At 32.5% G+C, this 23,807-nt stretch carries 18 protein-coding genes; 4 read left to right on the top strand and 14 right to left on the bottom strand.

The genetic code is table 11. The features are described 5' to 3' along the window. Positions 1 to 46 precede the first annotated feature (46 nt). From ERL59_RS15375 to ERL59_RS15355, 5 genes are all read right to left on the bottom strand, one after another. Positions 47 to 2,620, bottom strand: a complete 2,574-nt coding sequence (locus ERL59_RS15375; protein ID WP_160647110.1) for a carbohydrate binding domain-containing protein — start codon at positions 2,618 to 2,620, stop codon at positions 47 to 49. A 67-nt stretch (positions 2,621 to 2,687) separates the two neighbouring features. Continuing rightward, complete coding sequence (locus tag ERL59_RS15370; RefSeq protein ID WP_160647109.1) at positions 2,688 to 5,909, bottom strand: cellobiose phosphorylase; 3,222 nt, start codon at positions 5,907 to 5,909, stop codon at positions 2,688 to 2,690. An 82-nt stretch (positions 5,910 to 5,991) separates the two neighbouring features. Beyond that, a complete protein-coding gene (locus ERL59_RS15365; RefSeq protein ID WP_160647108.1) occupies positions 5,992 to 7,188 on the bottom strand; it encodes a response regulator transcription factor in 1,197 nt (398 codons plus the stop codon). 75 nt (positions 7,189 to 7,263) lie between these two features. Further along, entirely contained in the window at positions 7,264 to 8,592 is a 1,329-nt protein-coding gene (locus ERL59_RS15360; RefSeq protein ID WP_160647107.1) for an ABC transporter substrate-binding protein, read from the bottom strand. A gap of 36 nt (positions 8,593 to 8,628) precedes the next feature. Beyond that, the gene (locus ERL59_RS15355) at positions 8,629 to 10,407 is read right to left on the bottom strand and encodes a sensor histidine kinase (RefSeq protein ID WP_160647106.1); all 1,779 of its coding nucleotides are present in this window, start codon (positions 10,405 to 10,407) and stop codon (positions 8,629 to 8,631) included. A gap of 369 nt (positions 10,408 to 10,776) precedes the next feature. On the opposite strand from ERL59_RS15355, the gene ERL59_RS15350 reads away from it, so the two are divergent. Then, complete coding sequence (locus ERL59_RS15350) at positions 10,777 to 11,154, top strand: hypothetical protein (protein ID WP_160647105.1); 378 nt, start codon at positions 10,777 to 10,779, stop codon at positions 11,152 to 11,154. Between the two features lie 65 nt (positions 11,155 to 11,219). On the opposite strand, the gene sph is transcribed toward ERL59_RS15350, so the two are convergent. The 5 genes from sph to ERL59_RS15325 form a co-directional block, all read right to left on the bottom strand. Next, positions 11,220 to 12,188, bottom strand: coding sequence for a sphingomyelin phosphodiesterase (sph, locus tag ERL59_RS15345; protein ID WP_160647104.1), 969 nt, complete (start codon positions 12,186 to 12,188; stop codon positions 11,220 to 11,222). Positions 12,189 to 12,462: 274 nt separating this feature from the next. Further along, positions 12,463 to 14,358 carry a PrkA family serine protein kinase gene (locus ERL59_RS15340; RefSeq protein ID WP_160647103.1) on the bottom strand — a complete coding sequence of 632 codons (1,896 nt, stop codon included), beginning with the start codon at positions 14,356 to 14,358 and terminating at the stop codon, positions 12,463 to 12,465. A gap of 153 nt (positions 14,359 to 14,511) precedes the next feature. After that, entirely contained in the window at positions 14,512 to 14,649 is a 138-nt protein-coding gene (locus tag ERL59_RS15335) for a hypothetical protein (RefSeq protein ID WP_160647102.1), read from the bottom strand. A gap of 253 nt (positions 14,650 to 14,902) precedes the next feature. After that, on the bottom strand, positions 14,903 to 15,808 hold the full coding sequence (locus ERL59_RS15330; RefSeq protein ID WP_160647127.1) for an NAD(P)/FAD-dependent oxidoreductase: 906 nt from the start codon (positions 15,806 to 15,808) through the stop codon (positions 14,903 to 14,905). Positions 15,809 to 15,892: 84 nt separating this feature from the next. Further along, positions 15,893 to 16,663: a sulfite exporter TauE/SafE family protein gene (locus ERL59_RS15325; protein WP_235929918.1), complete on the bottom strand. Its 771-nt coding sequence runs from the start codon at positions 16,661 to 16,663 to the stop codon at positions 15,893 to 15,895. Positions 16,664 to 16,958: 295 nt separating this feature from the next. On the opposite strand from ERL59_RS15325, the gene ERL59_RS15320 reads away from it, so the two are divergent. Next, positions 16,959 to 17,351: a hypothetical protein gene (locus ERL59_RS15320; protein WP_160647101.1), complete on the top strand. Its 393-nt coding sequence runs from the start codon at positions 16,959 to 16,961 to the stop codon at positions 17,349 to 17,351. Then, on the top strand, positions 17,348 to 18,415 hold the full coding sequence (locus tag ERL59_RS15315) for a phosphodiester glycosidase family protein (protein WP_235929917.1): 1,068 nt from the start codon (positions 17,348 to 17,350) through the stop codon (positions 18,413 to 18,415). The genes ERL59_RS15320 and ERL59_RS15315 overlap by 4 nt, the downstream gene beginning before the upstream one ends. A gap of 331 nt (positions 18,416 to 18,746) precedes the next feature. Here ERL59_RS15315 and ERL59_RS15310 read toward each other — a convergent pair whose 3' ends face one another. Continuing rightward, complete coding sequence (locus ERL59_RS15310; protein ID WP_160647100.1) at positions 18,747 to 18,992, bottom strand: AbrB/MazE/SpoVT family DNA-binding domain-containing protein; 246 nt, start codon at positions 18,990 to 18,992, stop codon at positions 18,747 to 18,749. Between the two features lie 114 nt (positions 18,993 to 19,106). Then, positions 19,107 to 19,568: a tRNA (uridine(34)/cytosine(34)/5-carboxymethylaminomethyluridine(34)-2'-O)-methyltransferase TrmL gene (trmL, locus tag ERL59_RS15305; RefSeq protein ID WP_160647099.1), complete on the bottom strand. Its 462-nt coding sequence runs from the start codon at positions 19,566 to 19,568 to the stop codon at positions 19,107 to 19,109. Positions 19,569 to 19,778: 210 nt separating this feature from the next. On the opposite strand from trmL, the gene ERL59_RS15300 reads away from it, so the two are divergent. Next, positions 19,779 to 20,285 carry a hypothetical protein gene (locus ERL59_RS15300; protein ID WP_160647098.1) on the top strand — a complete coding sequence of 169 codons (507 nt, stop codon included), beginning with the start codon at positions 19,779 to 19,781 and terminating at the stop codon, positions 20,283 to 20,285. A 123-nt stretch (positions 20,286 to 20,408) separates the two neighbouring features. On the opposite strand, the gene serC is transcribed toward ERL59_RS15300, so the two are convergent. Both serC and glnA read right to left on the bottom strand, forming a co-directional pair. After that, positions 20,409 to 21,491, bottom strand: a complete 1,083-nt coding sequence (gene serC, locus ERL59_RS15295; protein WP_160647097.1) for a 3-phosphoserine/phosphohydroxythreonine transaminase — start codon at positions 21,489 to 21,491, stop codon at positions 20,409 to 20,411. A gap of 212 nt (positions 21,492 to 21,703) precedes the next feature. Further along, a complete protein-coding gene (gene glnA, locus ERL59_RS15290) occupies positions 21,704 to 23,128 on the bottom strand; it encodes a type I glutamate--ammonia ligase (RefSeq protein ID WP_160647096.1) in 1,425 nt (474 codons plus the stop codon). Positions 23,129 to 23,807 lie beyond the last annotated feature (679 nt).

The raw sequence follows: 23,807 nt of genomic DNA, 5'->3' as shown, positions 1-23,807 counted from the left end.
CCCTTCAAACAAGTCACCTAATTTCCATCAAAAATTCACTAATTTCTCACTTTTCTTTCCTTAGACTAAACCAATGTAAATTGACATTTGGAGCATAAATCTGAATCGTCTGAACTCCTCTATCTAAAGTTATCGTATCATTCATTGAGCGATACGACTGCCAGCCTCCTGTATTTTCTACTTGAATGGATGTTTGGTGATCAGAATCACTTTCCAAATATTCACCCGATTCTAGATTTTGAGTAAACACACTACCTGATTTGGCTAACATCGTTACTTTGCCGTCATCTCTTTCTGATGCAGCAAAGTAAGAAATATTATAATCTCCTGCTTCCTTTACATCTATGACATATTGCATCCAGTCCCCTTCTTCAATAAAACCAACCGTCTCACCTTCAATAACGACTCCCTTCATGTCATAATACTCTTTGGCTCTAATTACAACATGTTCTTCCAATAATGTTGGTGGTAATAGTTCTTTTAACAATATATTATCTAAAAATACTGCATTTTTTTGACTGCCGAATAGAAAATGAAGTTGTGATTGATCGTCTGTTTTATTTTCCATTTTAAATATTAACCGATTTGACTGAGTTTCTCTTACCAAATCAAATGTATTTGAAGCATAAGCAGTTTGTTGTGTTTTATCCGTTATTTGAACACCAATCAGTCGTTTTTGTTCTGCACGTGCGTCAAAGGAGAGTAAATATGTTTTTCCTTTTTCCATGTTAAGAGAAGTTTGAGTTAAACGTATGGATTCAAGTGAATCTCCTGTCTCATTGATCTTTACTTGCAGTTCTCGTTCTTCAAGTTCAACCCCTACAGTTGCCCTTGCATCTACTCCATTTTGGCTTGTGAATTCCCAAAATGCTAAACGTTGATCACCTTGATCAAATGTTCCATTATAAATATAGTTTCCTGTAGGAAGAATTGTTTTTGTTTCATTTGGATCCTTTTGCTTTTTAACAAGTTTAACATTATCAATCCATACAGGTAAGGTAGAGACCTGCCCCATATTAAATTCAATACGAGCATTCATATCGGAATCTTGAACCATATCAAATGTAAATTCATAATGCTGCATATTTTCATCTAAAGAAACGTTCGTGTCCTGAAAATAACGAGAGAAATTTCGATCTGGACCTGAGACATTTACCATCATTTGACGATTTCCAGAAGATCTAGCATCAAATGAAAGAGTGTAACGTTCATTTTTTTCCATTGGTATTTGTGTTTGTACTAGTTGTATTGCCCAAGGTGCTTCTCCCTGTTTCTGAATCACTGTGTTTAATTCTCCATCAACAACGGTAACTTTACCTTCACCCCCAAATTGTGTTTTCGGCTCATAGGGTTGAAATTCCCAATTTGATAACTCATCCTCAAAAGAGCCATTATATACATAATTTCCATCTTCTAATGGTTCTCTTCCATCTCTAGTTGTTTGGGATTCATAAGGAGAAGGTTCAGGTCGACTACCTGATTCTCTATATTCTCCGTCTAATTCATACACCCTTACATAATCGATTAAAAATTGCTGAGGGAATACTGTCGTATTGTCTGGATATCCAGGCCAGTCTCCACCAACTGCTAAATTTAATTGTAAATAAAACGCTCGATCATATGGTGCGGGATACGTATAATTTTCTGGATTGTTTGGATCTTTGGAAAACCAATCATTTTGCTTTGAAAATAGAACATCGTCTACATACCATCTTATTTCTCCAGGTACCCATTCCATTGTATAAGTATGGTAATCATCACTAAACTTCTTCTCATCTGGCAGTTGATAAGATTCACCTGTATAAGTATGTGGAACACCGTAATGTAATGTACCATGTACAGTGTAAGGATCATGTCCTACCAACTCAAAAATATCAATTTCACCGGATGAAGGCCAAATATTGTAAACTTGATAATCCGTAGGCATCATCCATATCGCAGGCCAAATCCCTTGTCCTTCAGGTGATTTGGCTCTAATTTCAAACCGTCCGTATTTCCAGTCGCCTTTTCCCTCTGTTGTTAACTTAGCAGAAGTATATTGTTCAGCACCAAAATTTTCTGCATGTGCTTCAATAATTAATTTACCATCTTCAATACGTGCATTTTCTTTACGGTTTGTATAATGCTGTAATTCATGATTACCATAACCTCCACCACCTTGGATGAAGTTCCACTTACTTACATTAATTTCCTCTTCCTCAAACTCATCTTCCCATACCAATTTCCATTTTTCAGTCTGGACTTTTCCTTTTGATAATTTTAGTTCCTTAAAATCTATAATTTTGTTATTTTCATCCGCTAGAAAAACTCCTACATACTTATTTGTTTTCGCATCTACACCAGAAATATCGGTTCCTGGAAGATAAGGGTTTGAAACAGTGCGATGAGTAGGCACTACTTCTCCTGAATCAGGCTCAGAAAATGATTCACTTGAAACCTGAACTGCTAAATGATGAATGGTTTCATCGAAATCTACAGTTACAGCCGTCGTACCATGGATTGTTCCTTTTGAAGCTTTTGGTTGAAATCCATTGTTATCATTTTTTTGAATAAAGTAGAAAACGATACCAATTATGATAATAACGACTAAAGAAGATATGACTAAACCTCGTTTTTTCAATTTGATCCTCTACTTTCTGTTATAATAATACTCCAGAATACAGGAAAAACTTTTTGGAGCTATAAATCTAATCTAAATAAGCATTAATTTTAGAAATTTGACCTTCACGAACCATAGAAGCGAATGGATCAGGAATAGAACCATCTTTGAAACTGATTTGTTCACCATCTTTTTTTGTCAGTACAAGTTTCTTAACTTCTACGCCATTTGTTCCATACGTATTTTTACCCGATTTATTTATATAAGTTACATCACATTTGGATAAAAATTTAAATTCCACAGTACCATTTTCATCAAATAACCAGCCTGGTAAAATCGGCTTCAATTTTAGACAAAGCTTCTTTCCTTCCATTTGAAAAGGTTGTTTGTTTACCATCATTATATGCCACATGGATAGAAACTCTGCTGTAGATCCACTTAACCTTGCCACAAAACCTGTACCATGTTGTGTAACATCTGGATTTGCACTGCTAGCGATAAATGAGCTATTCTCAATAATACTTCTTCCATAAACTTCAGGGTCTAAAAATGGAACCATCACATTTTTCATATCTTCAAAGAACTCATCGTATAAACCAGCTTTTAATACCTCTAAAATATACTTATATTCCATATGCATAAAAACAGATTCATTTTCTAGCCAACCTGCAGTAAATGCTCTAACTCTACCTAGTTCAAAAGGATACCCTTCCAGAGATGCATTAACTTTATACATTTTCAACTTTTCATCATATACTCCACTACTTTTGATTTGCTCGTATAACTTTTGCTTTTCTTCAAAGGAGTCCAATACCTTTAGTGCTCTTGTAGGACCCTCCAAAAATTGAGGAAGGTTATGCAGTTTAAACTTTGTCACTTTGACATTTGGTAAATGATTTTTATTTACTTTTTGTTTTCCATCTTTATCAACGAGCTCTTCAAAACTTTCTGCTTCAAAATAGAAATAAGTAGGATACTTTCCATCATTCAGCTCTAAAGCACGCTTCATTCCTGCATTCATTTTTAACATAAACTTTTTAAAAATATGCATGATTTCAGATACACTCAGCTCTGTTTCTGCTCCGTCTAATCCATATTTCGTTTGATCACGATATTCTTCTCTAGCTTTAGAAACCTGATCCCAATATTGGTAATCCTTATCTGATTCTTCTGATTGATTATAAACATCAAGCATACGATCCACAGAGGTTAACAATTCCGCCATTTCCACTGGAAGTTTGATTGTTCTATTAATTCCTTCACTTGAGTTAATCACAAATTGAATCAATCTTTTTAACTCGCTTGCTTCACTAAAACCAGAGGCAAATAAACCTGGCAATCCGTTCATAGAATCGTTCCAGCCTGGTTTGTTCGCTTCCATCTCTACACCTAATCCAAAGGGATCTAAGGTTGCAAATTTAATTAAAGCTAGTGATACTGCTTTGCTATATAGATTCGTATAATAAATATCACCTTCACCATATTTTGTTCTTACCCAATTTGGCAATTCTTTTCTTGAATGAAGTAAAGCTTCTTTTTGTGTATCTTCTTTAATAGCATCATATTGACGTACCTTTCCATCTACCAAGACGTATTTATCTTCTCTTGGTAACACAACAGCTGGACTATCAAAGTAAGTATAAGTTTCTTGTTCAAATAAAAATTGCTGTAAATGATCTGGATAAATTGCAAGATAACTATCCACTAGATCCATATTATATGTCCAGTGATCGACCCAATACCCTTCACCAAATTCTGCCTCAACATGTTGTTCACTATTTTGAAGTACTTCTAATAAGAATTGTTGTGCAGAATTACTTAACTGGATGTTTTCGTTTTCTAATTTGGTAAGCAGTTTACCTGGAGTAAATGGATTTGAAAAGAAAACTTGCATTTTATTTTTATCTTTTTTATCAACAAATTTCAAAGTTTCCTCTAATTGATTTTGTCTAACTGTAAAACTACATCCCTTTACTACTAAAGGATTATATCCGTCAGTCTGAATTAAGTTAAAGAACATATTGACATTAAAATCATGAATCTCAGGATGGAATAACACATCACTTCTTCTATTTTGATTTGCATCTCGAAAATTTCCGTTACCTTGTGAATAATACCCTGCTTCTAATGAGAAAAAATTATAATCTCTTTCTAAATCACCATGTTTTCTCGAGAAAACATGATAAACAAGTGGTTTTTCACCTGTTTCAAACGTAACAGGATATCCACCACGTAGTAGATTGTCCAAGTAATTTTGTTTACAGTAAGCATCAAACAAACTAGAGGAAGTTTTTGTGGAGATGTCATCTGTTAATTCATTAACAAGCTGTTTAGCTTCATTTCTTTTTATATCGATATAAGTCTTTTTACATAATTCATCTTTACGACCATTGATTTGTTCAATATCTTGAACAAATCCTATTAGGGTATTTATTTCAATGGATTGGTCAGGTTGTAATTCCTTTTCTACTCCAGAAAAACCTGTGGGTACTTTATTTGTTGTCACTTGTTGATGATTTAATAACTCACTTAAAGAATGTTTCAAGAAGGTATCAGGTTTATTAAGAGAGGTATTCATTCCAAATACAAGATTTGCATCTACAATAGGAGATATAAGGTTTTCATCTTCAAAACTTAAATAAAAATAACCCCCTTTAATTTCACCAACAGCAGCGGTATCAGCGGTATCTCCTCTAAGTTTATAAAAAGGGATATGTTGATCAAGATTGTATACATCCATCCAACTTTTCAAGGTATGCCCTAATCTTTTATAAGGTTCTTCAGTAATACCGTATGGAAGTATAGACGGCATTCCATCCAATATTTCACATTTTATACTTTCTTGAGAAATATTTTTAATCGTTACAGTACGAACTAGTGAAGCAAATGATTCATTAGGCAATATATAATAACTAACTTTAACATGTAAACCTGCCTCTTGGTTTTTGGAATCGATTTCAAGAAGATTAGGTGAAATAAACATATTTTCTTCTAACTTCAATCCACCTGTTTGATATGTGAAAGGTTCATAATATCCACTACCGTCATTTTTATGATATTTTATAAATGTGCGAAATCCAGTTGAAGGAATTTGCTGGTAAGATTTATTCGCTGGGAAAAACTCCATAATAGAACTATCTTTATTTTGTATTCCAAAACTTGCGATGCCCTGACCTCTATTTACATAAAAAGCCCAGAGTGGAATTCCCATCGTTCCTGCAATACCAGGAAAAAAACTAGAAAATGGCTTCTGATTGTTATAATCTTTAATAACAAAGCGTTCTTTTTCATCAAAAAAGTATGGTTTCATCATAACCTCCAAGTGAGTTTTTTTATTTATCCCTTTAATATATCAAAATTATTAATCATTTTGTAGTACTTTAAACTTGACGTTATTGCGAATGTTTTTGTTGAGGTTTATTTTGTTCTCTATACTCATAAGGACTCGTATTTTCCAAAGCTTTAAATACTTTACTGAAATGGGCTTGATCTGTATAACCAACCATTTTACAAACTTGGTATATTTTATGATTCGTTTCACGCAATAACTGCTTGGCTTTGTTGATTCGAGTTTTCGTTACATGGTGACTAAAGGTTTCTCCCATTTCACTTTTAAATAAACTACTCAGGTAATTAGGATTTACAAATAATTGCTCTGCTAACGAAGTCAAAGTGATTTCTTTTGAATAATCATTTTCCACGTATTCTAGCACAGAACGAATTAATCGATGTATAGATTCGGTTGATTTTCCGTTCTTAACTGGAACCTTCTCCTCATATAAACCTAATTCCATTAAACTTTTTTTATATAATGTGCTGACTTCATTCAGCTTGTTACTTACTCCTCCAATTCCAATTTCACAACTTCTTTTTAAAAATTGTTCAATGGATGAAGAGATATTCTTCAAAACTTTTTCAACATGATTAGATTGATCCTTGTAAGAGAATAAAACGGTGGATAAATGGCTTTCCTCTACTACTACAATGGAGGTACCAAGTTCATTCATTACATCAGAAATAATATTTTTTATGGAAAATCGGATCGTTTTTTTTCTTAATTCATCTGGTTTCATCGTAATGGAAAATAAAAAAATAGATTGAAATTGTGGAAATAACGATTCATCGTAATAAGGTACTGGCATCTCATAAAATAAATCTTGAACTCTTTTTTCTAGTAAGTTTCTTTCCCTTAAGCGACCAATTTCAGATTTGGATTTTCTATTTTGAATCATCAGTTCAATTTTATTAATGATTTCTTTCACACTTTCCATAGAGATGGGTTTTAATAAATATTCAACGACCTTATATTGAAGAGCAGTGCGTGCGTATTCAAAGTCAGCATGCCCTGTTAACATCACGATATAAGTTTTTGGGTAATTTTCGTATATATATTTTGCAAGTTTTAATCCATCTACTCCAGGCATCCTAATATCTGTAATCACAATGTCAAAACTTATATCGTTAAGTTTAATCATCGCATCTTCACCATCTTCAGCCGTCTTTACATCATAATCATCCTCCATAGATTGAATCATATTGGCCATTGCATTTCTCACAATCGGTTCATCATCTACCATTAATATATTCATGATTAGCTCCTTTTTTAAAATAGAATTTGTTAAATGAATAACAAAACTAATAATATAGACTTTAAAACTAAAATATTAATCATTGTTTAGCTGGTTTTTGATTAACCTCATTGCTTCACTCCATATTTCCTCTGGAGGTGTATTTGTTGTATCAACCTCTATAAGAGCGTTATCTATAATTTTAGTTACAATATGTTGATTTGGACCTTCGTATACTGGTTTTAGATGTTTAGCTGAATCAACAAAAATCTCACCTACCGGAGCATTATTAAAATAATGTAATTTAGTCTCTAAAATAATGGGATGATCATAAAGTAATGAAGACGATGGAAAATTTTTATCCTTAGTAAATACTCTTAGTTGGCTATCAGGTGAGGTCAAGTGTTCTATTAATTTATAAGATTCTCTAGGATGTTTGCCTTCTTTTGGCATCGTTAAAAATGATCCTCCCCAGTTTCCTCCTCCTTCAGGTAAATAAGTTACATCCCATTCCCCTACATTACTAACATTAATTTCAGAGGATGAATGAAATGATTTTTCTATCGATGACAACATCCATGAAGTTGCAAAAGTAATTGCAAATTCATTTTCTCTTAATCTTTCACCCCATTCAGGATCCCAATATTGGGGAGTTCCTCTTGAATAACCCAATTTTTTTGCATTCACTGCATATTCCCAAGCTTTTTTAACCGTAGGATTAGTATCTATAATAAGTTGATTAGTTCCTTTTTCAAAATATTGTTGTTCACCTTGACCTAAAATCATTCGATATAATATATAAATATTATCCACCATATAAATATGATGTTCCTTTAATTTTTCCCCAACCTCAAATAAATCATCCCATGTTCTAATTTGCTCAGCAACTAATTTACGGTCTGTAGGTAATCCAGCTTCTTTAAACAATGTTCGATTATACAACATTGCAACAGGGCCAATATCCGTAGGTAAACCAAACAAGAAACCTTCCGTATTAGTAGCTTGCTGCCACTTCCAATCCAAATATTGATCTTTTAAAGTTTGCCCTCCAAATAATGTTAAATCATAAAACGACTTATCAAATTCTTTAAAACGTTCAAAATAACTTACCTCAACAAGACTAATATCAGGTGCTCCATATCCAGCTGCAAATGCAGTTTGTAAATTGTTATGAACATCTATATAAGGCAATATAATCATTGAAATATTAACATTTGGATTTTGCAAGTCATATTCGCGTATCATGTCTTCTAGTCCACTTCCTGGCCACAGCCAAACGGTTAGATCCACAACTGGATTGTCATTCGTTCTATTGGAAGCGATATTTCCAAAATCATTATATTTCACTAAATCACATGCCGAAATATGAAGAAGTAAAAAAATAGACAGTATAATTAGAATTGACTTTTTAAATAGATCCAACATCATGATACCTCCAATCGTAAATAAAAACGCTTTGTTTTAACTTTTATCTTTTTTTAAAGGAAGTTTAATTTGAACTTTTAAACCACCTAAATTACTTTTTGAAAGATGTAAACCATAACTTTTTCCATAAACTAATTGAATTCTATATTTGAGGTTAGACAACCCTATTCCAGAATGCATGATATTTTGATCATTCATCTCTGCATGGCTTTGAACCTCCTCGAATTTCTTCATGTCCTCTTCTGACATTCCAATTCCATTGTCTTCTACTATAAAACATACATGGTTTTCAATTCTATAAATATGAATATTGATCATCCACTCTGGTACTCTCTTTGGCTCCAATCCATGTGAAATGGCATTTTCCACTAATGGTTGTAACAAAAGCTTCATGATATAAGTGGATAATATAGATTCAGGATTTATCTCTATGTTTACCTTAAGTTTCTCTCCATATCTGGCTTTTAAAATATCAAGGAAATGATTCAAATGTTTTAAGTCCTCATCAATCGTAACCAACTCAGATCCAGGCTGAATACTGTAACGTAACAAATCACTTAAGCTTAAGACCATGTTTGCTGTATTATATTGACCCTCATTAATTAATTCCCAATAAATTGTATTTAAAGTGTTATATAAAAAATGAGGTTTAAATTGAGCTTTCAAAGCAATCAACTGTGCATGTTTTTCACTAATTTGTTTATCTGATAAATCCTTCACTGTTTTATTTAAATTTTGAAGCATCTGATTGTAGCTTTTATACAGCATGTATACTTCTCTGTTCCCCATGATTCCTTTATAAGGTTCTAATGCTCCTTGTTCTATCTGATTAAATCTAGAAGCAAGCTTCCTAATTGGTTTGGACAATGACCATGAAAAAAACAATGTAAAAACCAGTGCTGTAATCACACCTGTCAATCCAATGATCAACAAATTATTCTCGATACTTTTTAAATCTTTAAATGCCTCCTCAATATCTACATAAACCATAAATGTCCATTCAGCATATTCAGATTGAGCATGAGAAATGTATGTTTTGTCCCCATCGATTTCCCAATCAATCATATCATTAGGATGGTTCAACATTTCATTAAGCAAACCTTCGTCGACTTGTGTCCCTATTTGGCTTTTATCTTCAGAATAAATGACGTAACCTTCGTTATCTACAATTTGCACTTTTCCACTTGCACCAAAGTTAACTTCTCCAACAAGTCTTTTTAAAGTTTCAATAGGAAACACTGTGAACAAATATCCGATTGGTTCTAAGTGATCTAAATCATTAATTTGTCTTGCACCAATTACACTAGGCAATACTTCTTCGTCTCTCCAAGCATCTCCAGCAACCCATACCATTCTTCCGCTGTGCTCATTTACTTTATTAAACCATCTATTTTCCATTAATTCATTTAGATCTTGATTTAAATATAAAGTGTTATTTTCAAAGTAATCATCTCCAACACTATCAATGACGTGGATAATATAATCTTCTTTTATAAAACGACTCTGTTCTCCAATAATATTATTTATTTCAAATCTATTTTGTGTAGGAATATCTCCTTTATGTATATCCAAGAGATAATCCTGTACAATTGGATGAAATGCAACCGTCTGTGATACCTTATCAAACTCCAATAGATTCACATCAATTTTCCCTTTTAGTTGGATAACAGACTCCTGTAAATACTGTGAAGTTTTTATTAAAACAACTTCAGATGAATTTCGAATTGAAAAGTAACTAATTAAACTAACTGTGATGAGCAATATCGTCGAAAAAACTAACATTAATTGGACTAAAATAGGTATTTTTTTATTCAACTTACTACTCACCTCCAGTTGCTTACGAAATCGAATTCATTTATTATATTAATAATTTAAAACTTTAATAATAATAGAATGTAATACTACAACTTTAGCTTAGACCTTGTATTTCCTTCTGTCAAATTACAAGGTTAAACATAACATATGCTCATTTCTTATTGTCAGATAACATCAAATAATGGATTGACACATGCATGACACATTCCTATTGTAAAATGAACTTGTGAAGATGACTGAAATGAGGTTTTTATTTTTAAAATTGGAAACGTTTTCAATTTATCTTAGAATAACCATATATGTGAGCATGAAATTAAGGGTTAAAGCAATCATTGATTTATTGAATATCGTTTGAAAGGAGAATGCAATATGCTTAAAAATAAAGATAAACGATTTACTATTCACGAAATTAAGTTTATTACAAATAATATAGACAAAATGGCTGTTGAAGAAATCGCACAACTATTAGGTAGATCAGAGCAGGGAGTTCGAAAGAAAATTGAAAGAATGGGTATTAAATTATCAAAACTGGAACGAAACAAGCCTTATAAGTGGACTAAGATCGATATTGAAACACTTAAGCGACACTATCAATCCTATTCGGATAAAATGCTAGTGGAGAAATTCTTCCCACATCTGACAGTGCCTATCATTCGGCATAAAAGAAAAGAAATTGGATTAATGAATCAAATAGGACGACCAAAAAAACAAGTATCTGAGCAATACGATTTTCAGACTCACCAGTGACTGGTGAGTCTGATCATTAATTGTATGTTAAAACTCAAAGAATCAAAGTTTGGATCACAATTTTTTCACCTTGAATATGAAGCAACTGGATAGTGATCAGAATAATCATTGTAGTCGTTAATAATTGCTGTCCATGTAGGAGATTTAACATTTAGTACTTCATTTACCCATAAAGCGGGATGTGCATGGTCTTTTTCAACAAAGATATAGTCTAAATACTGAGGATCAGAATTAGAATGTCCATAGGCAAGAATACTGTTCGTTCCATAATCAAATGTAGATGAATGACCTGTAAATTCATCTGGAGGAACTACATTTAATGTTTCAAGCATCAAGGTATATTCTTGATCGTTCTCCTTGTTCACATTGAAATCTCCACCCATAAGTACAATATCTTCGACAGGAATATTTTTATCTATAATAAAATCTCTCATCTCTTGAAATTGTGTGCTTCGAACAGATTCAGCTTCGCCATAACCACAACCTGTATCGTTCGCTTGTGCATGTGTTCCTATAATGTGATAAAAGCGATCGTTCTTTTGTATTTTCGCATACACAAATCCTTTATTTGAATAATAATCAACTCCGCAGCCATTTTTATAAATATATTGGATTTGTTCTTCAATTGGCCATTTGCTTACAATAGATACTCCTCCATCTTCTGGAACAAAATTAGAATAAGAACCTAACGTTTCATCCCATCCACTATTACTTCGCCCCATAACAGGTGTTTGGTAAGTATATTCTTCGTCAAGTTTGGAAAGCAAAACATCAGAAGCTTTATTGTCAAATAATTCATTAAGTATAATAGCATCATGACCTTTCACATAATCGGCTTCGCCAATTAAATTTGCACGCTCTTGTTGTCCCCAACTAGCCAAATACGTTGGTAATAATAAGACATTATGTTGTAATAATTTAAAATCATCAGTGTAACTGTCACTTGCATTAGACACATTGTTTGGAATAATACTCAACATTGTAAAAATAAAACTTAACATCAAAATCCATTTTTTCATAATTAGGCCTCCCATTGAATATTAATCATTGTTGAATATGAACAACAATCATATCGTATAGGAGTTTTGTTAGTGTAAATCCACCGCAATATCAATTGAAAATTATTTTTTGTAAATATTTCCATAAAAGTAAAGAAAGTTTTAACTTTATATAAAAAAAGAATCATCGTTAACTAAAATGAACCTCAAGTTACAATAGACTGAAGAACTGTTTACAATAAGCAAAAGAACCGTCCAAAAATCTTCGAACGGTTCTTTTAATATTCTTCTTTGTACATCTATTGTTTATTTATCGATTTAATAAACTACCAACATATCTTAACATTTCATTTGCACATATAGAGCAATACCCATGTTCTTCAATTAATCTTTTAGATACTTCATTAATTTTTTTCAGTTGTTTTTCATCTGGTGTTTTCGTTGAAGTTGTAATTTTTACAATATCTTTTAGATCAGCAAATAATTTCTTCTCGATCGCTTCCTTTAAACGTTCATGACTACTATAATTAAATTTAATATTTTTTCTAGAGTAAGAAGACATTCGAATCAAGATTTCCTCACGAAATGCCTTTTTAGCGTTTTCTGAGATGCCTATCTGCTCTTCTATGGATCTCATCAAACGTTCATCAGGCTCTAGCTCTTCATCTGTAATCGGATCTTTTATTTTATTTTGATTGCAAAATGCTTCTATATTGTCTAAATAATTCTCAAATAATGTTTTAGCTGATTCCTCAAATGAATAAACAAAGGCTTTTTGTAATTCTTTTTTAGCGAGTTCATCGTACTCTTTTCTAGCTAATGAAATGAAATTCAGATAACGCTCTTTTTCTTCTTTAGTGATAGAAGAATGTTGGTCTAATCCATCTTTCAATGATCTGAGCACATCCAGTGCATTTATACAGTTTATATCCTGCCGTATGAGCGCACTTGAAATTCGATTGACGACATACCTAGGATCAATTCCTGTCATTCCCTCTTCATCATACTCATTTTGCATTTCTTTTAAGTCAGCATCTTTAAACCCTTCAACAGATTCACCGTCATACATCCTCATTTTTTTAATGAAATCCATACCTTGTTTTTTCGTTTCTTTTAATCTTGTTAGAATGGAAAAAATACTAGCTGTTTTTAAAGTATGAGGTGCAATATGAATGTGACCAACATCCCCTTGATTAATTAATTTATGATAGATTTTTTCTTCTTGAGTAACTTGTAAATTATAAGGAACAGGCATAATAATCATTCTAGATTGAAGTGCTTCATTTTTTTTGTTAGATATAAACGCTTTATATTCTGATTCATTTGTATGAGCAACAATCAATTCATCTGCTGATATTAATGCAAATCTACCTGCTTTAAAATTCCCTTCTTGTGTGAGTGAAAGTAAATTCCATAAAAATTTCTCATCACATTTCAACATTTCTTGAAACTCCATCATTCCTCGATTTGCCTTGTTCAGTTCCCCATCAAAACGATATGCTCTAGGGTCGGATTCAGATCCAAATTCAGTAATGGTAGAAAAGTCTATACTGCCTGTTAAATCTGCGATATCTTGAGATTTTGGATCAGATGGACTAAAAGTACCAATCCCAACACGCTTATCCTCTGATAATGTGATTCTTTCAACTTCAACGTTCTCAATGACTCCATTGTACTTAGTTCTTAAACGCATTTGACATGATGGGCATAAATTACCTTCAATTCTTACATCCAATTCTTTTTCAATGTCTGGTCTGAGTTCATGAGGGATTAGATGTAAAGGTTCTTCGTACATAGGGCAGTCTTTAATTCCATACAGCGCCCCTTCATCCGTACGTGAGTATTGTTCTAATCCACGTTTTAACATCATCACAAGTGTGGATTTTCCTCCACTCACAGGACCCATAAGCAACAATATTCTTTTTCTTACATCTAATCTACGTGCAGCTGAATGAAAATACTCTTCTGTTAATTTTTCTAAAGTTTTATTTAATCCAAAAATTTCTTTTTCAAAAAATTTATATATTCTCTTTCCATTCTTTTCTGTCACGCCATGTGAAGCAATCATATCATATACTCTTGCATGAGCAGTTCTTGATACTTTAGGGTTTTGACGAACAATGTCGATGTAATCCTTGAAGGTGCCAGACCAATTCAACTTCTCCTCATCTGCCCGATGGCTAGTGATCCTCTTAAATATATCCATGTTTCACTCCTCCCAACTCATCATGGGCATTGCAATAAATAGGTAACAATTACGAAAGGAAAAAAATGATTCGTAATAATATTTATGCAATAAGTAAGAGGATGTTGACGAGAAATTTATGTTTCTTTTAAATGTTTGATTTTAGGAAAAGCACTAACAATCTCTAGGATTTTCATCATTTTCTTCAATTTCTGCTTTTAAAGTTTGAATTGCTTCATCATCCTTCTGTTTTGGAGATTGCTCATTGTTATTCAATTGTACATTTTCTTCCTCTTGATTTTCGTTATGCATTTTCATACCTCCTTAAAATTTATGGTACCTAACTGGGATAGGCACTATTAGTGAGTGTTCAATAAATTTCGTTTTCAACACCGAGAAGATTGTGCGAACATGCAGAAGCCGGAGCGGAGCGGAGTGTAGTGATTGCTTACATGAGCACCGGACTTCAAATGTGAGTGCAATATTCGATGCCGAAATCGCCCCCTCTAGTTGCTTCGTGATCAAAAGGGGATTTAATGAACTACATCTATTAGAGTGTCAATAGTCAATAGGAATTATTCACCAATGATTTATGTATCCATATCGCTGCCTGCGAGCCTTCTCCCATAGCAATCGATACTTGTTCTGAGTGCACATTCACATCTCCTGCTGACCATACATGTTTTACACTTGTCATTTTTGTTCGTGGATCGGTTATAATATGTTTGTTTTCTTGCCTCTCAACACCCATTTGAGATGCCAGAGAGGATTTTACGTCATTTCCGCCAAAAGCTATAAAACCTCTTTCACAATGGATCACTTCTCCACTCATTAAAACAACACCATAAATCATCCCTCTAGTTTCCAACACTTCTTCAAAAGGCTCCTCTATATAATAAACCTTAGTCTCATCTAATTTTTTTCTAGTGTTTGAACTAATCTGTTTTTGTTCATGATTGATATAAACTAGTTCATCCGTCCATTGTTTTAAAGTAAATGCCATGTTAGCACCAACCTCACCAGATCCTAATATAATGGTTTTTTTATTTTTCACTTCATAACCGTCACAATCTGGGCATACGTAAACAGATAATCCTAAACATGAAATCAAATTTGGAAAATGAGGCATACGATCTAAAATTCCAGTTGCTAGCAGTATAGTCTTCCCTTTATATACTTGTTTCTGATCCTTTAAAGAAATATGAAATTGTTCAGACTTTTTTTCTGCTTGAATCACCTCTCCCTGCAAAAATTCAACATCTAAACTTTCAGCATGGTTTTTACCAAGTTCCCTAAGTTTTGAACCGGAAATACCATTGGGCCACCCTAATAAATTATGATATCCTTTACATAAAGTTGATCTTCCCTCACCTTTATCAATAACAAGAACATCGTGTTCATATCTTCCTAATTGTATAGCAGCTTGTAATCCAGCAATTCCACCACCAATAATGATACAATCGTATAACATATCCAAATTTTTTCTTCCTTTCTTGTATTTATACGCACAAAAAAACACTGACAAGTTAGTTTACTTTTTATCAGTGTTTTTAATTTATATCATTTTTATTCCACTTAATAATATAATGGTGGCTAAAATAGTTCTTAATGGTTTGGTAGGTACTTTCGCTGATAACGTGCTGCCAATTAACACACCGGGAATTGATCCTAATAATAAATTTAAGGTTAGAAGATAATCTACATTGCCTAATCCTGCATGTAAAAACCCTGCAACTGAGACTAATAATAAAGCATGTGCAATATCTGTACCTACAATTTCTGAACCCTTTAATCTATATAGATAAATTAGTGCTAAAGCAAAAAGAGAACCTGAACCTATTGAAGTTAATCCAACCACAAATCCCAAAATAAAACCAATTGCAATGGTTAGCATCTTTTTCTCTTCAAGTGGTTTCTTCTGCCAACGGTTTTCTCTCCATTTTTTATCAAAGATTTGTCTGAAAATAGTGGCCAAAGCGATGATAATTAACATCACTCCTAAAGCCGTTCTAATAATTGATTCTTGATTTTGAAAAAAATTCTCAAACAATTGGAGCACACCAATGGCGGTTATTGCTCCTGGTATACTGCCTATAGCAAAAAATTTAACTAGTTTCAAATTAATCGTTTTCTGTCTAAAATGCTGGATAGCTCCAAACATTTTTGTAATTGCATTATAAAACAAATCAGTTCCCACTGCGATCGTTGCAGGGACACCGAGCATAATCATAATTGGAGTTAATAATGCAGCTCCGCCTACTCCAGTTAATCCTACTAAAAATCCAACAACGAGTCCAAGTATAGTCATCTCTATTCCAAATCCCATAAGCTACACCCCAAGTAATTCCGAGTATTTACATAGGATTATAAGGTAATGAATTGGATAAGTAAAGGTTTTTTTCAAAGAAACCGCATAAGTACTAGTAAAATATTCTTTTGTACCCCTAAAATTTAACCAACCCCTATGAAACTAGCAATTCAGTGTATTTCAACTTTGGGGTCCTCTAAAATGCTTATGATTCTATGTTTCTGATTATTCTACACTTTTTGGTGTGATAAAAATCTAGTATACTAGTAAATAGAACTTACTTAAAATCAAAGACATCGAGGTGAAGTAACTGATGAATGAGAAAAAAAAGAAAAGAAATAAATGGCTTCGTTTCATCCCATTTTTCATGCTTTGGACACTTTTAATCAGCAGTGGAGTATTTGGTAGCAAAATGTACATCGAACATTTAAAACAACAAATAGTATCAGATTTGTCAAATCAAATGGAAATTCAACTTTCAAATGTACAATCAGATGTTAATGAACAAATTAATGATATGAAAAACAACATTCTGATAGATATTGAAACACTTCAAGAGCAAATTAATTCCTTTAATGAATTATTAAATTTCACTAAGGACAGTACGAGTGACCAAACAGACAACAGTAATCAACTTTATTCTCAACTACTCCAATTAGAAGATCAGTTAATCAAATTGCAACAAGAATTGGACCTTATTAAATGAAATATACATATATAAATAAAACAATCATGTTAGCTATCGCTCCTTTTTTAGGTGTTTTCATTTTGTTATGTATTTCAACTATTCAAATTAACATTTCTGAATCACGATTACCATCTGTATCAATTGTTTCTATTAAAGAACAATCAGAGGGAATGTTATTAGATTTAAATGAAGCCAAAATCCAAATCGATGGAATTCATTCCTCCCTTTCTAACTTGTTTGAAATCTATAATAAAAGTGCTGATACTGCAAATCAACTGGTTCATGTAGCTTCTGCACAGGTAAATAAACCCGGAATCATATATGATAAAAGAATTCTAAGCAAATTAGGGTCACCTATTAAACATATTCAATCAGATAAAATTGATTTGAAGTTATTTAATATCGTTGAAGATCATTATAGAGGTCATGCACTAAAAGTTGAGCTTAAATCTATGGAAGGTATGGATATGGTATTAGCTAAAAATGAACTTGGTAAAAGCGAAACTACTTTACAAGCTGTCCAAAGAACTGGAGCCATCGCAGGAATCAATGCAGGAGGATTTGCTGATGATTTTCGCACAGGAAAACGTTATCCTTTAAGCACCACGATTGTGGATGGTAATTATGTTACAGGCTTCGAAGCAAGTTTTAAAGACTTATTTTTTGTAGGTATCAATGATAATGGAAAATTAATTGGGGGTAAGTTTTATCAAAAATCTGACTTAGATCAACTTCAACCGAAGTTTGGTGCTACTTTTGTCCCGATTTTAATTCAAAACCAAATTAAACAAACCATTCCACAAAAATGGTTAACTTCACCTAAAAGGGCAGCTCGTACCGTAATTGCCAATTATAAAAATGATCACTTGTTATTTTTAGTAACTGAAGGTCAAGATACCCAAGGTAATTATGGCGCTTCATTAATAGAAATGCAGGATAAATTAATGGAATTAGGGGTGATTGATGCTTATAACCTTGATGGAGGCGGCTCTACTTCATTCGTATTAAATCACAGTATTATCAACCAACCTAGTGATGGAAACTTAAGACCATTGTCCACTCATTTTTTATTTTTTAAATAAGTGGATAAGATATGCCTTTTGTTTAAAGGTTAGGTGAACATTCAATAAAAATTCGAAATTTCAGATTGGTTTTTTATACTTACTTGGGTATAATAGATTTAATTGTTTATGTTACTACTTAGGGGGTTTATGCATGTTTTCTTCAACATTTTGGATTGTTATGATTGTGTTTGCAATGTTTTTAACAGCCATTTTAACTGCAGCGTTTAGCGACGATAAAACTAAAGGACTATAAGAGTTTTATAAAATTAACTATATCCAATTTTTAAAAAAACAAACTCTAATGATTATTCCTAATCAATGGAGTTTGTTTTTTTATAATATTTGCTAATTAAACAAATTGTTGCATTTCACCTAGACAAGATGAGCAGATGTATTTTTCTTTGTATTCAACCACATTATCAGAAGATGTGCAAAAGACACATCTAGGTTTATATTTTTCCAGAATGATATGATCACCTTGAACTAATATTTCTACTGGGTCGCCTTCATTCATCATATACCTTTTACGCAATGATTTTGGTAATACGATACGCCCAAGCTGATCTACTTTGCGAACAACACCCATTGGCTTCATGTATATTTTCACCTCATTTTAAATTTATCTAGAATAATATTCGACATAAATCGATAATTTCCTTCTATATTCGCTAATTTTTATCAAATTTTATAAATTTATAACTAATTTATACTAATCCATGTTTGAAAAGCCGATTTGCCTTAAAGCATCATAAACAATAACAGCGGCCACATTGGATAAATTTAGCGATCTTACAACTCCTGTCATAGGTAATCTTATACAAGTTTCTTTATGGACTTCTAACATATCTTTAGGCAAACCCGCAGATTCTTTTCCTAAAACAAAAAAATCCCCATCTTGATATTTAAAATCTGTATATAAATGATCCGTTCTCGTTTCTACAAAGAAAAATCGATGATCTGAATATTTGGCTTGTAGGGCTTCAAAAGATTCATGATGTTCAACATCTACTTCATGCCAATAATCTAATCCCGCTCTTTTTAATGCTTTATTATCTGTTTCAAAACCAAGGGGATGAACTAAATGAAGTCTAGCCCCAGTCGCAGCACATGTTCTACCTATATTACCTGTATTTGATGGAATTTCTGGTTCTATTAGTACAATGTGTATCATATTACCTCACCTTTATTATGAAATAAGCTAATGAGTATTGTAACACATATTGAATCTAATTACTTATGGGATATAGATTTATTCTAAGCGCTTTTGGCAGGATTATATAATATATGTTTAAATTTTCCACTTTTGTCCAGGAGCAAAAGCACAAGCTATTCATAGAGAATATGAATACTCTATTATTATGGAAGGAGGGGAAGTTATTTAATGAATAGAAAAAAAGATACAGTTTGTGACTGTTGTGTAAGACCAATGAAAAAAATATTACAACAGCTCATTGGTAAAACTACTATATTAACAACAGAAAATGAATTCTTTAATGTAAATGATCAAGGAGAAATAGAACCCATTGAAATTATAGATGTTAAAGGTTGTGTTGTTAAAACATCAGTTGGATCTTTTCCAATTTCTCAAGTAAAGGGTGTTTCAGTTGACGAAATTATAGATAATATTAAGCTGCTTCCTGTCAGGAGAAGTAATTTTGCATGTAAGTGTATTGAAGATCCAGCTACAAAACTATTAAAAAATAATATAGGAGAAACTGTTAGTCTAAGTGCACTTATTCCTTTATTTGCACTCGAAGGGGCTGGTGTTGAAATATTAGATGTTGGAGAAGGTATTGTACTATTTAACATTACATTTCAGGGTGTATTAGTGAGTGCAGTATTATCAACTTGTATTATAACTCGTGTAGGTCCCTTTGAAACTCAATAAATTAATTACGAATCATAAGATGGCTTAAATAAAAAACGATTAAAGTAAATAAATAAAGTTGAAAGGAAGATACGTCCAATTATTCAAGGCGATCTTCCTTTTCATTTTTATCTACTCCTCAATTTATCCGTTTCTTTTTTGGAATTCGACCATAAACTGACTCAAAGCCTTACAGCTTTCAAAAGGAACAGCATTATAAGTTGAGGCCCTCATTCCTCCAACACTTCGATGACCTTTCAGACCAACAAAACCGTCCTCCTCAGATTGTTTCAAAAACTGCTTTTCTAAATGTTCATCCTTTAATCTAAATGGAATATTCATAATGGAACGATCCTTTTTATCGACTGTACCAATATAAAATCCTTGACTCTCATCAATAACATCATATATCAATTTTGTTTTTTCACGATTTATTTTCTCTATTTGTTCAAGCCCACCTTTTTCTTTTATCCACTTTAAAACTAAATTCACAATATAAACTGAATAAACTGGTGGTGTATTATATAAAGAGTTTGCTTTAATATGCGTATCATATCGTAACATCGTTGGAATATGATCAGGAATATCTTCTAATAAATCTTCCCTGACTACAACCAAAGTTACTCCTGATGGACCTAAATTTTTCTGAGCTCCTGCATAAATCATTGCAAATTGGGATACATCAATAGGTCTGCATAATATATCACTAGACATATCTGCTATCAGTGGTATGCTTCCTGTATCCGGAAATTGTTGATATTGAATCCCCTCAATGGTTTCATTTGAAGTTATGTGTAAATATGCACTATCATTCTGAAGTTGAAGTTGAGATATATCAGGGACGTGTGAGAATTTTTCTGGCTGAGCTGATACGAAAGTCTCTCCAATTAACTTGGATTCTTTTAAAGCTTTTTTACCCCAGCTTCCTGTGATAATATAATTTGATACTTTACCAGCATTTAAAAAATTTAATGGTATCATTGCGAATTGTGTACTAGCCCCACCTTGTAAAAATAAAGTTTTGTAACCAGATGGGATGTTTAAAAGTTCTGATAATAATTCTTGTGTTTCTTCATTTAATTGTTCATACTCTTTGCTTCGGTGGGATATTTCCATTACAGACATGCCTATGCCTTGATAATCTACCAACTCTTCTTGTGCTTTTTGCAATACTTCTAGAGGTAATGCTGCTGGACCTGCGTTAAAATTGTAAGCTCTGTTACTCAATAGGAATCCACTCCTTTTTCCGAATATTAAACTAGCAAACGGAATTAATTATTAGTTTTTTCTATTATTTATGCATATGATAGCAGTATTCAACGTTCTGTTCAAGATAAAATATGACATACCCACTAGAGATCAAATCACCTTTATACTCTAATAAATTTTTCTACCAAAAAAGACCACCGTCATAGATGGTCTTTTCACAAAACTATTTGTTAGCAATCATAATATAAAGAAAATTCATGTGGATGAGTGCGTATTGCGATTTCCTTAGCTTCATCACGCTTAAAACTAATGTAATGTTTAATAAATTCTTCTGTAAATACTCCGCCTTCTATTAAAAAATCATAATCTGCTTCAAGAGCATCCATTGCTTCCTCTATATTAGCTGGTACACTGCGGATTTCATTTTTTTCAACATCAGATAATTCATAAATGTTTTTATCTAAAGGACCGTAACCTTCTTGACGAGGGTCAATTTTGTTTTTAATTCCGTCTAAACCAGCCATTAACATAGCTGAGAATGCTAGGTATGGGTTAGCAGTTGAATCCGGTGTACGGAACTCAATACGAGCTCCTTTAGGCGTTACTGCAGCCACTGGAATACGAACAGCTGCTGATCTATTACCTTTAGAGAATACAAGGTTTACAGGAGCTTCATATCCAGGAACTAATCGTTTATATGAATTCGTACTAGGATTTGTTAAAGCAATTAAGGCAGGAGCATGTTTTAAAATACCTCCGATATAATACATTCCTAGCTCACTAATGTTTGCATATGCACCTTTTTCATAAAATAATGGAGTATCTCCATTAAAAATACTTTGATGTACATGCATTCCACTACCGTTATCTCCAAACAAAGGTTTTGGCATAAATGTCGCTGTTTTTCCAAACTTCATTGCTGTATTATGAACAATATATTTATATTTCATTAAATTATCTGCAGTATCAACTAATGTGCTGAAACGGAAGTTAATTTCCTGTTGTCCAGCAGTAGCAACTTCATGGTGATGACGTTCAATGACTAAACCAGCTTCTTCTAAAACTCGACAAATTTCACTACGTAGGTCTTGAGTTGTGTCTGCAGGAGATACCGGTACATAACCACCCTTATTGCGAATTTTAAATCCTAAATTTCCACCTTCTTCTTCACGTCCAGTATTCCAAATCCCTTCGTCGGAATCAACTGAATAAGAAGAAACATTCTGACCACTTTCAAATCTTACATCATCAAAGATAAAAAATTCAGATTCTGGTGCAAAAAAGGCTGAAGTACCAATACCAGTTGATTGTAGGTATTCTTCTGCTTTTTGAGCAATATTCCTTGGATCACGATCATAACGATCTCCATCAGGTGAAAAAATGTTACACATAATGTTCAAAGTGTTATGTGCAGTAAATTCATCTACAAAAATAGCTTCAGGATCAGGCATCATCACCATGTCTGATTCCTCAATCCCTCTAAAACCAGGAATGGAAGAGCCGTCAAAAGCTACTCCGTTTGTAAAAGTATCTTCCCCAACAGATAAAGCAGGCACTGTAATATGATGTGCTTTACCTGATAAATCCACAAATCTAAAATCTACAAACTCTATGTTTTTTTCCTTAATTGTATCTAAAACGTTTTGAACTGACATCCTATTTCCTCCCATTTGCCATTTTTCCGAACGTTAACTGATATATTGACTGTTAATGTTCAAGTTTATAAGTTAAAGTTATTATAAAACTTGATATGATGATAGTCAATAGTCATGTAAGGTATTTTTAAGTTTAATGTTAGATATTCTCACACTTCCTCCATAGGTTTGGTTTATATTTCAAATAAATCAAAAAAAAGGTTATATTGAGAAGAGAAAATCCCCTCCAAGTTCATTTATTCCTTCAACTATCATAAAGGATTTTTAATTACTTAGAGGGGAGGATAGCTATTCACTTTAAAGCAAGTAAAATTTTTCTAAAAAAAATTATAGTCAAGGTCCATAATTATCTAAATTATTAAATGCAATTCCAAAGTAATAAAATAACAAAAAAAGTATGATATATATTATAAAAAGCAAACTAAAACTTTGCGTTTTTTTATAAATAAAATAAAACGGAACATATAGAAAAATTAATAATATAAAATTTATTGTAAAAAAGTTACTACTTATCATACTAATAGGAACATTTGGATTTATGTTTTTAACTATAAAAAACACCAAAGTAAAAAGTAAGATAATTGTACCTATTAGTGATATTACAAACCTAAAAACTTTCTTGTTAATTACAATCACATCCATTTTTAAAGTCCTTTTTATTTAACTTCCAACTGTTAGG

Source organism: Chengkuizengella marina (assembly GCF_009910845.1).
Lineage (GTDB): Bacteria > Bacillota > Bacilli > Paenibacillales > KCTC-33759 > Chengkuizengella > Chengkuizengella marina.
The sequence above is the reverse complement of the archived record's forward strand: the minus strand, read 5'-3'. Positions and strand labels throughout refer to the sequence as shown.

What these genes read in the sequence shown, in the direction of transcription:
- ERL59_RS15370 (WP_160647109.1), bottom strand. Translation starts at nt 5,909, where the DNA reads ATGAAACCATACTTTTTTGATGAAAAAGAACGCTTTGTTATTAAAGAT.
- ERL59_RS15365 (WP_160647108.1), bottom strand. Translation starts at nt 7,188, where the DNA reads ATGAATATATTAATGGTAGATGATGAACCGATTGTGAGAAATGCAATG.
- ERL59_RS15360 (WP_160647107.1), bottom strand. Translation starts at nt 8,592, where the DNA reads ATGTTGGATCTATTTAAAAAGTCAATTCTAATTATACTGTCTATTTTT.
- ERL59_RS15350 (WP_160647105.1), top strand. Translation starts at nt 10,777, where the DNA reads ATGCTTAAAAATAAAGATAAACGATTTACTATTCACGAAATTAAGTTT.
- sph (WP_160647104.1), bottom strand. Translation starts at nt 12,188, where the DNA reads ATGGGAGGCCTAATTATGAAAAAATGGATTTTGATGTTAAGTTTTATT.
- ERL59_RS15340 (WP_160647103.1), bottom strand. Translation starts at nt 14,358, where the DNA reads ATGGATATATTTAAGAGGATCACTAGCCATCGGGCAGATGAGGAGAAG.
- ERL59_RS15335 (WP_160647102.1), bottom strand. Translation starts at nt 14,649, where the DNA reads ATGCATAACGAAAATCAAGAGGAAGAAAATGTACAATTGAATAACAAT.
- ERL59_RS15330 (WP_160647127.1), bottom strand. Translation starts at nt 15,808, where the DNA reads ATGTTATACGATTGTATCATTATTGGTGGTGGAATTGCTGGATTACAA.
- ERL59_RS15325 (WP_235929918.1), bottom strand. Translation starts at nt 16,663, where the DNA reads ATGGGATTTGGAATAGAGATGACTATACTTGGACTCGTTGTTGGATTT.
- ERL59_RS15320 (WP_160647101.1), top strand. Translation starts at nt 16,959, where the DNA reads ATGAATGAGAAAAAAAAGAAAAGAAATAAATGGCTTCGTTTCATCCCA.
- ERL59_RS15315 (WP_235929917.1), top strand. Translation starts at nt 17,348, where the DNA reads ATGAAATATACATATATAAATAAAACAATCATGTTAGCTATCGCTCCT.
- ERL59_RS15310 (WP_160647100.1), bottom strand. Translation starts at nt 18,992, where the DNA reads ATGAAGCCAATGGGTGTTGTTCGCAAAGTAGATCAGCTTGGGCGTATC.
- trmL (WP_160647099.1), bottom strand. Translation starts at nt 19,568, where the DNA reads ATGATACACATTGTACTAATAGAACCAGAAATTCCATCAAATACAGGT.
- ERL59_RS15300 (WP_160647098.1), top strand. Translation starts at nt 19,779, where the DNA reads ATGAATAGAAAAAAAGATACAGTTTGTGACTGTTGTGTAAGACCAATG.
- glnA (WP_160647096.1), bottom strand. Translation starts at nt 23,128, where the DNA reads ATGTCAGTTCAAAACGTTTTAGATACAATTAAGGAAAAAAACATAGAG.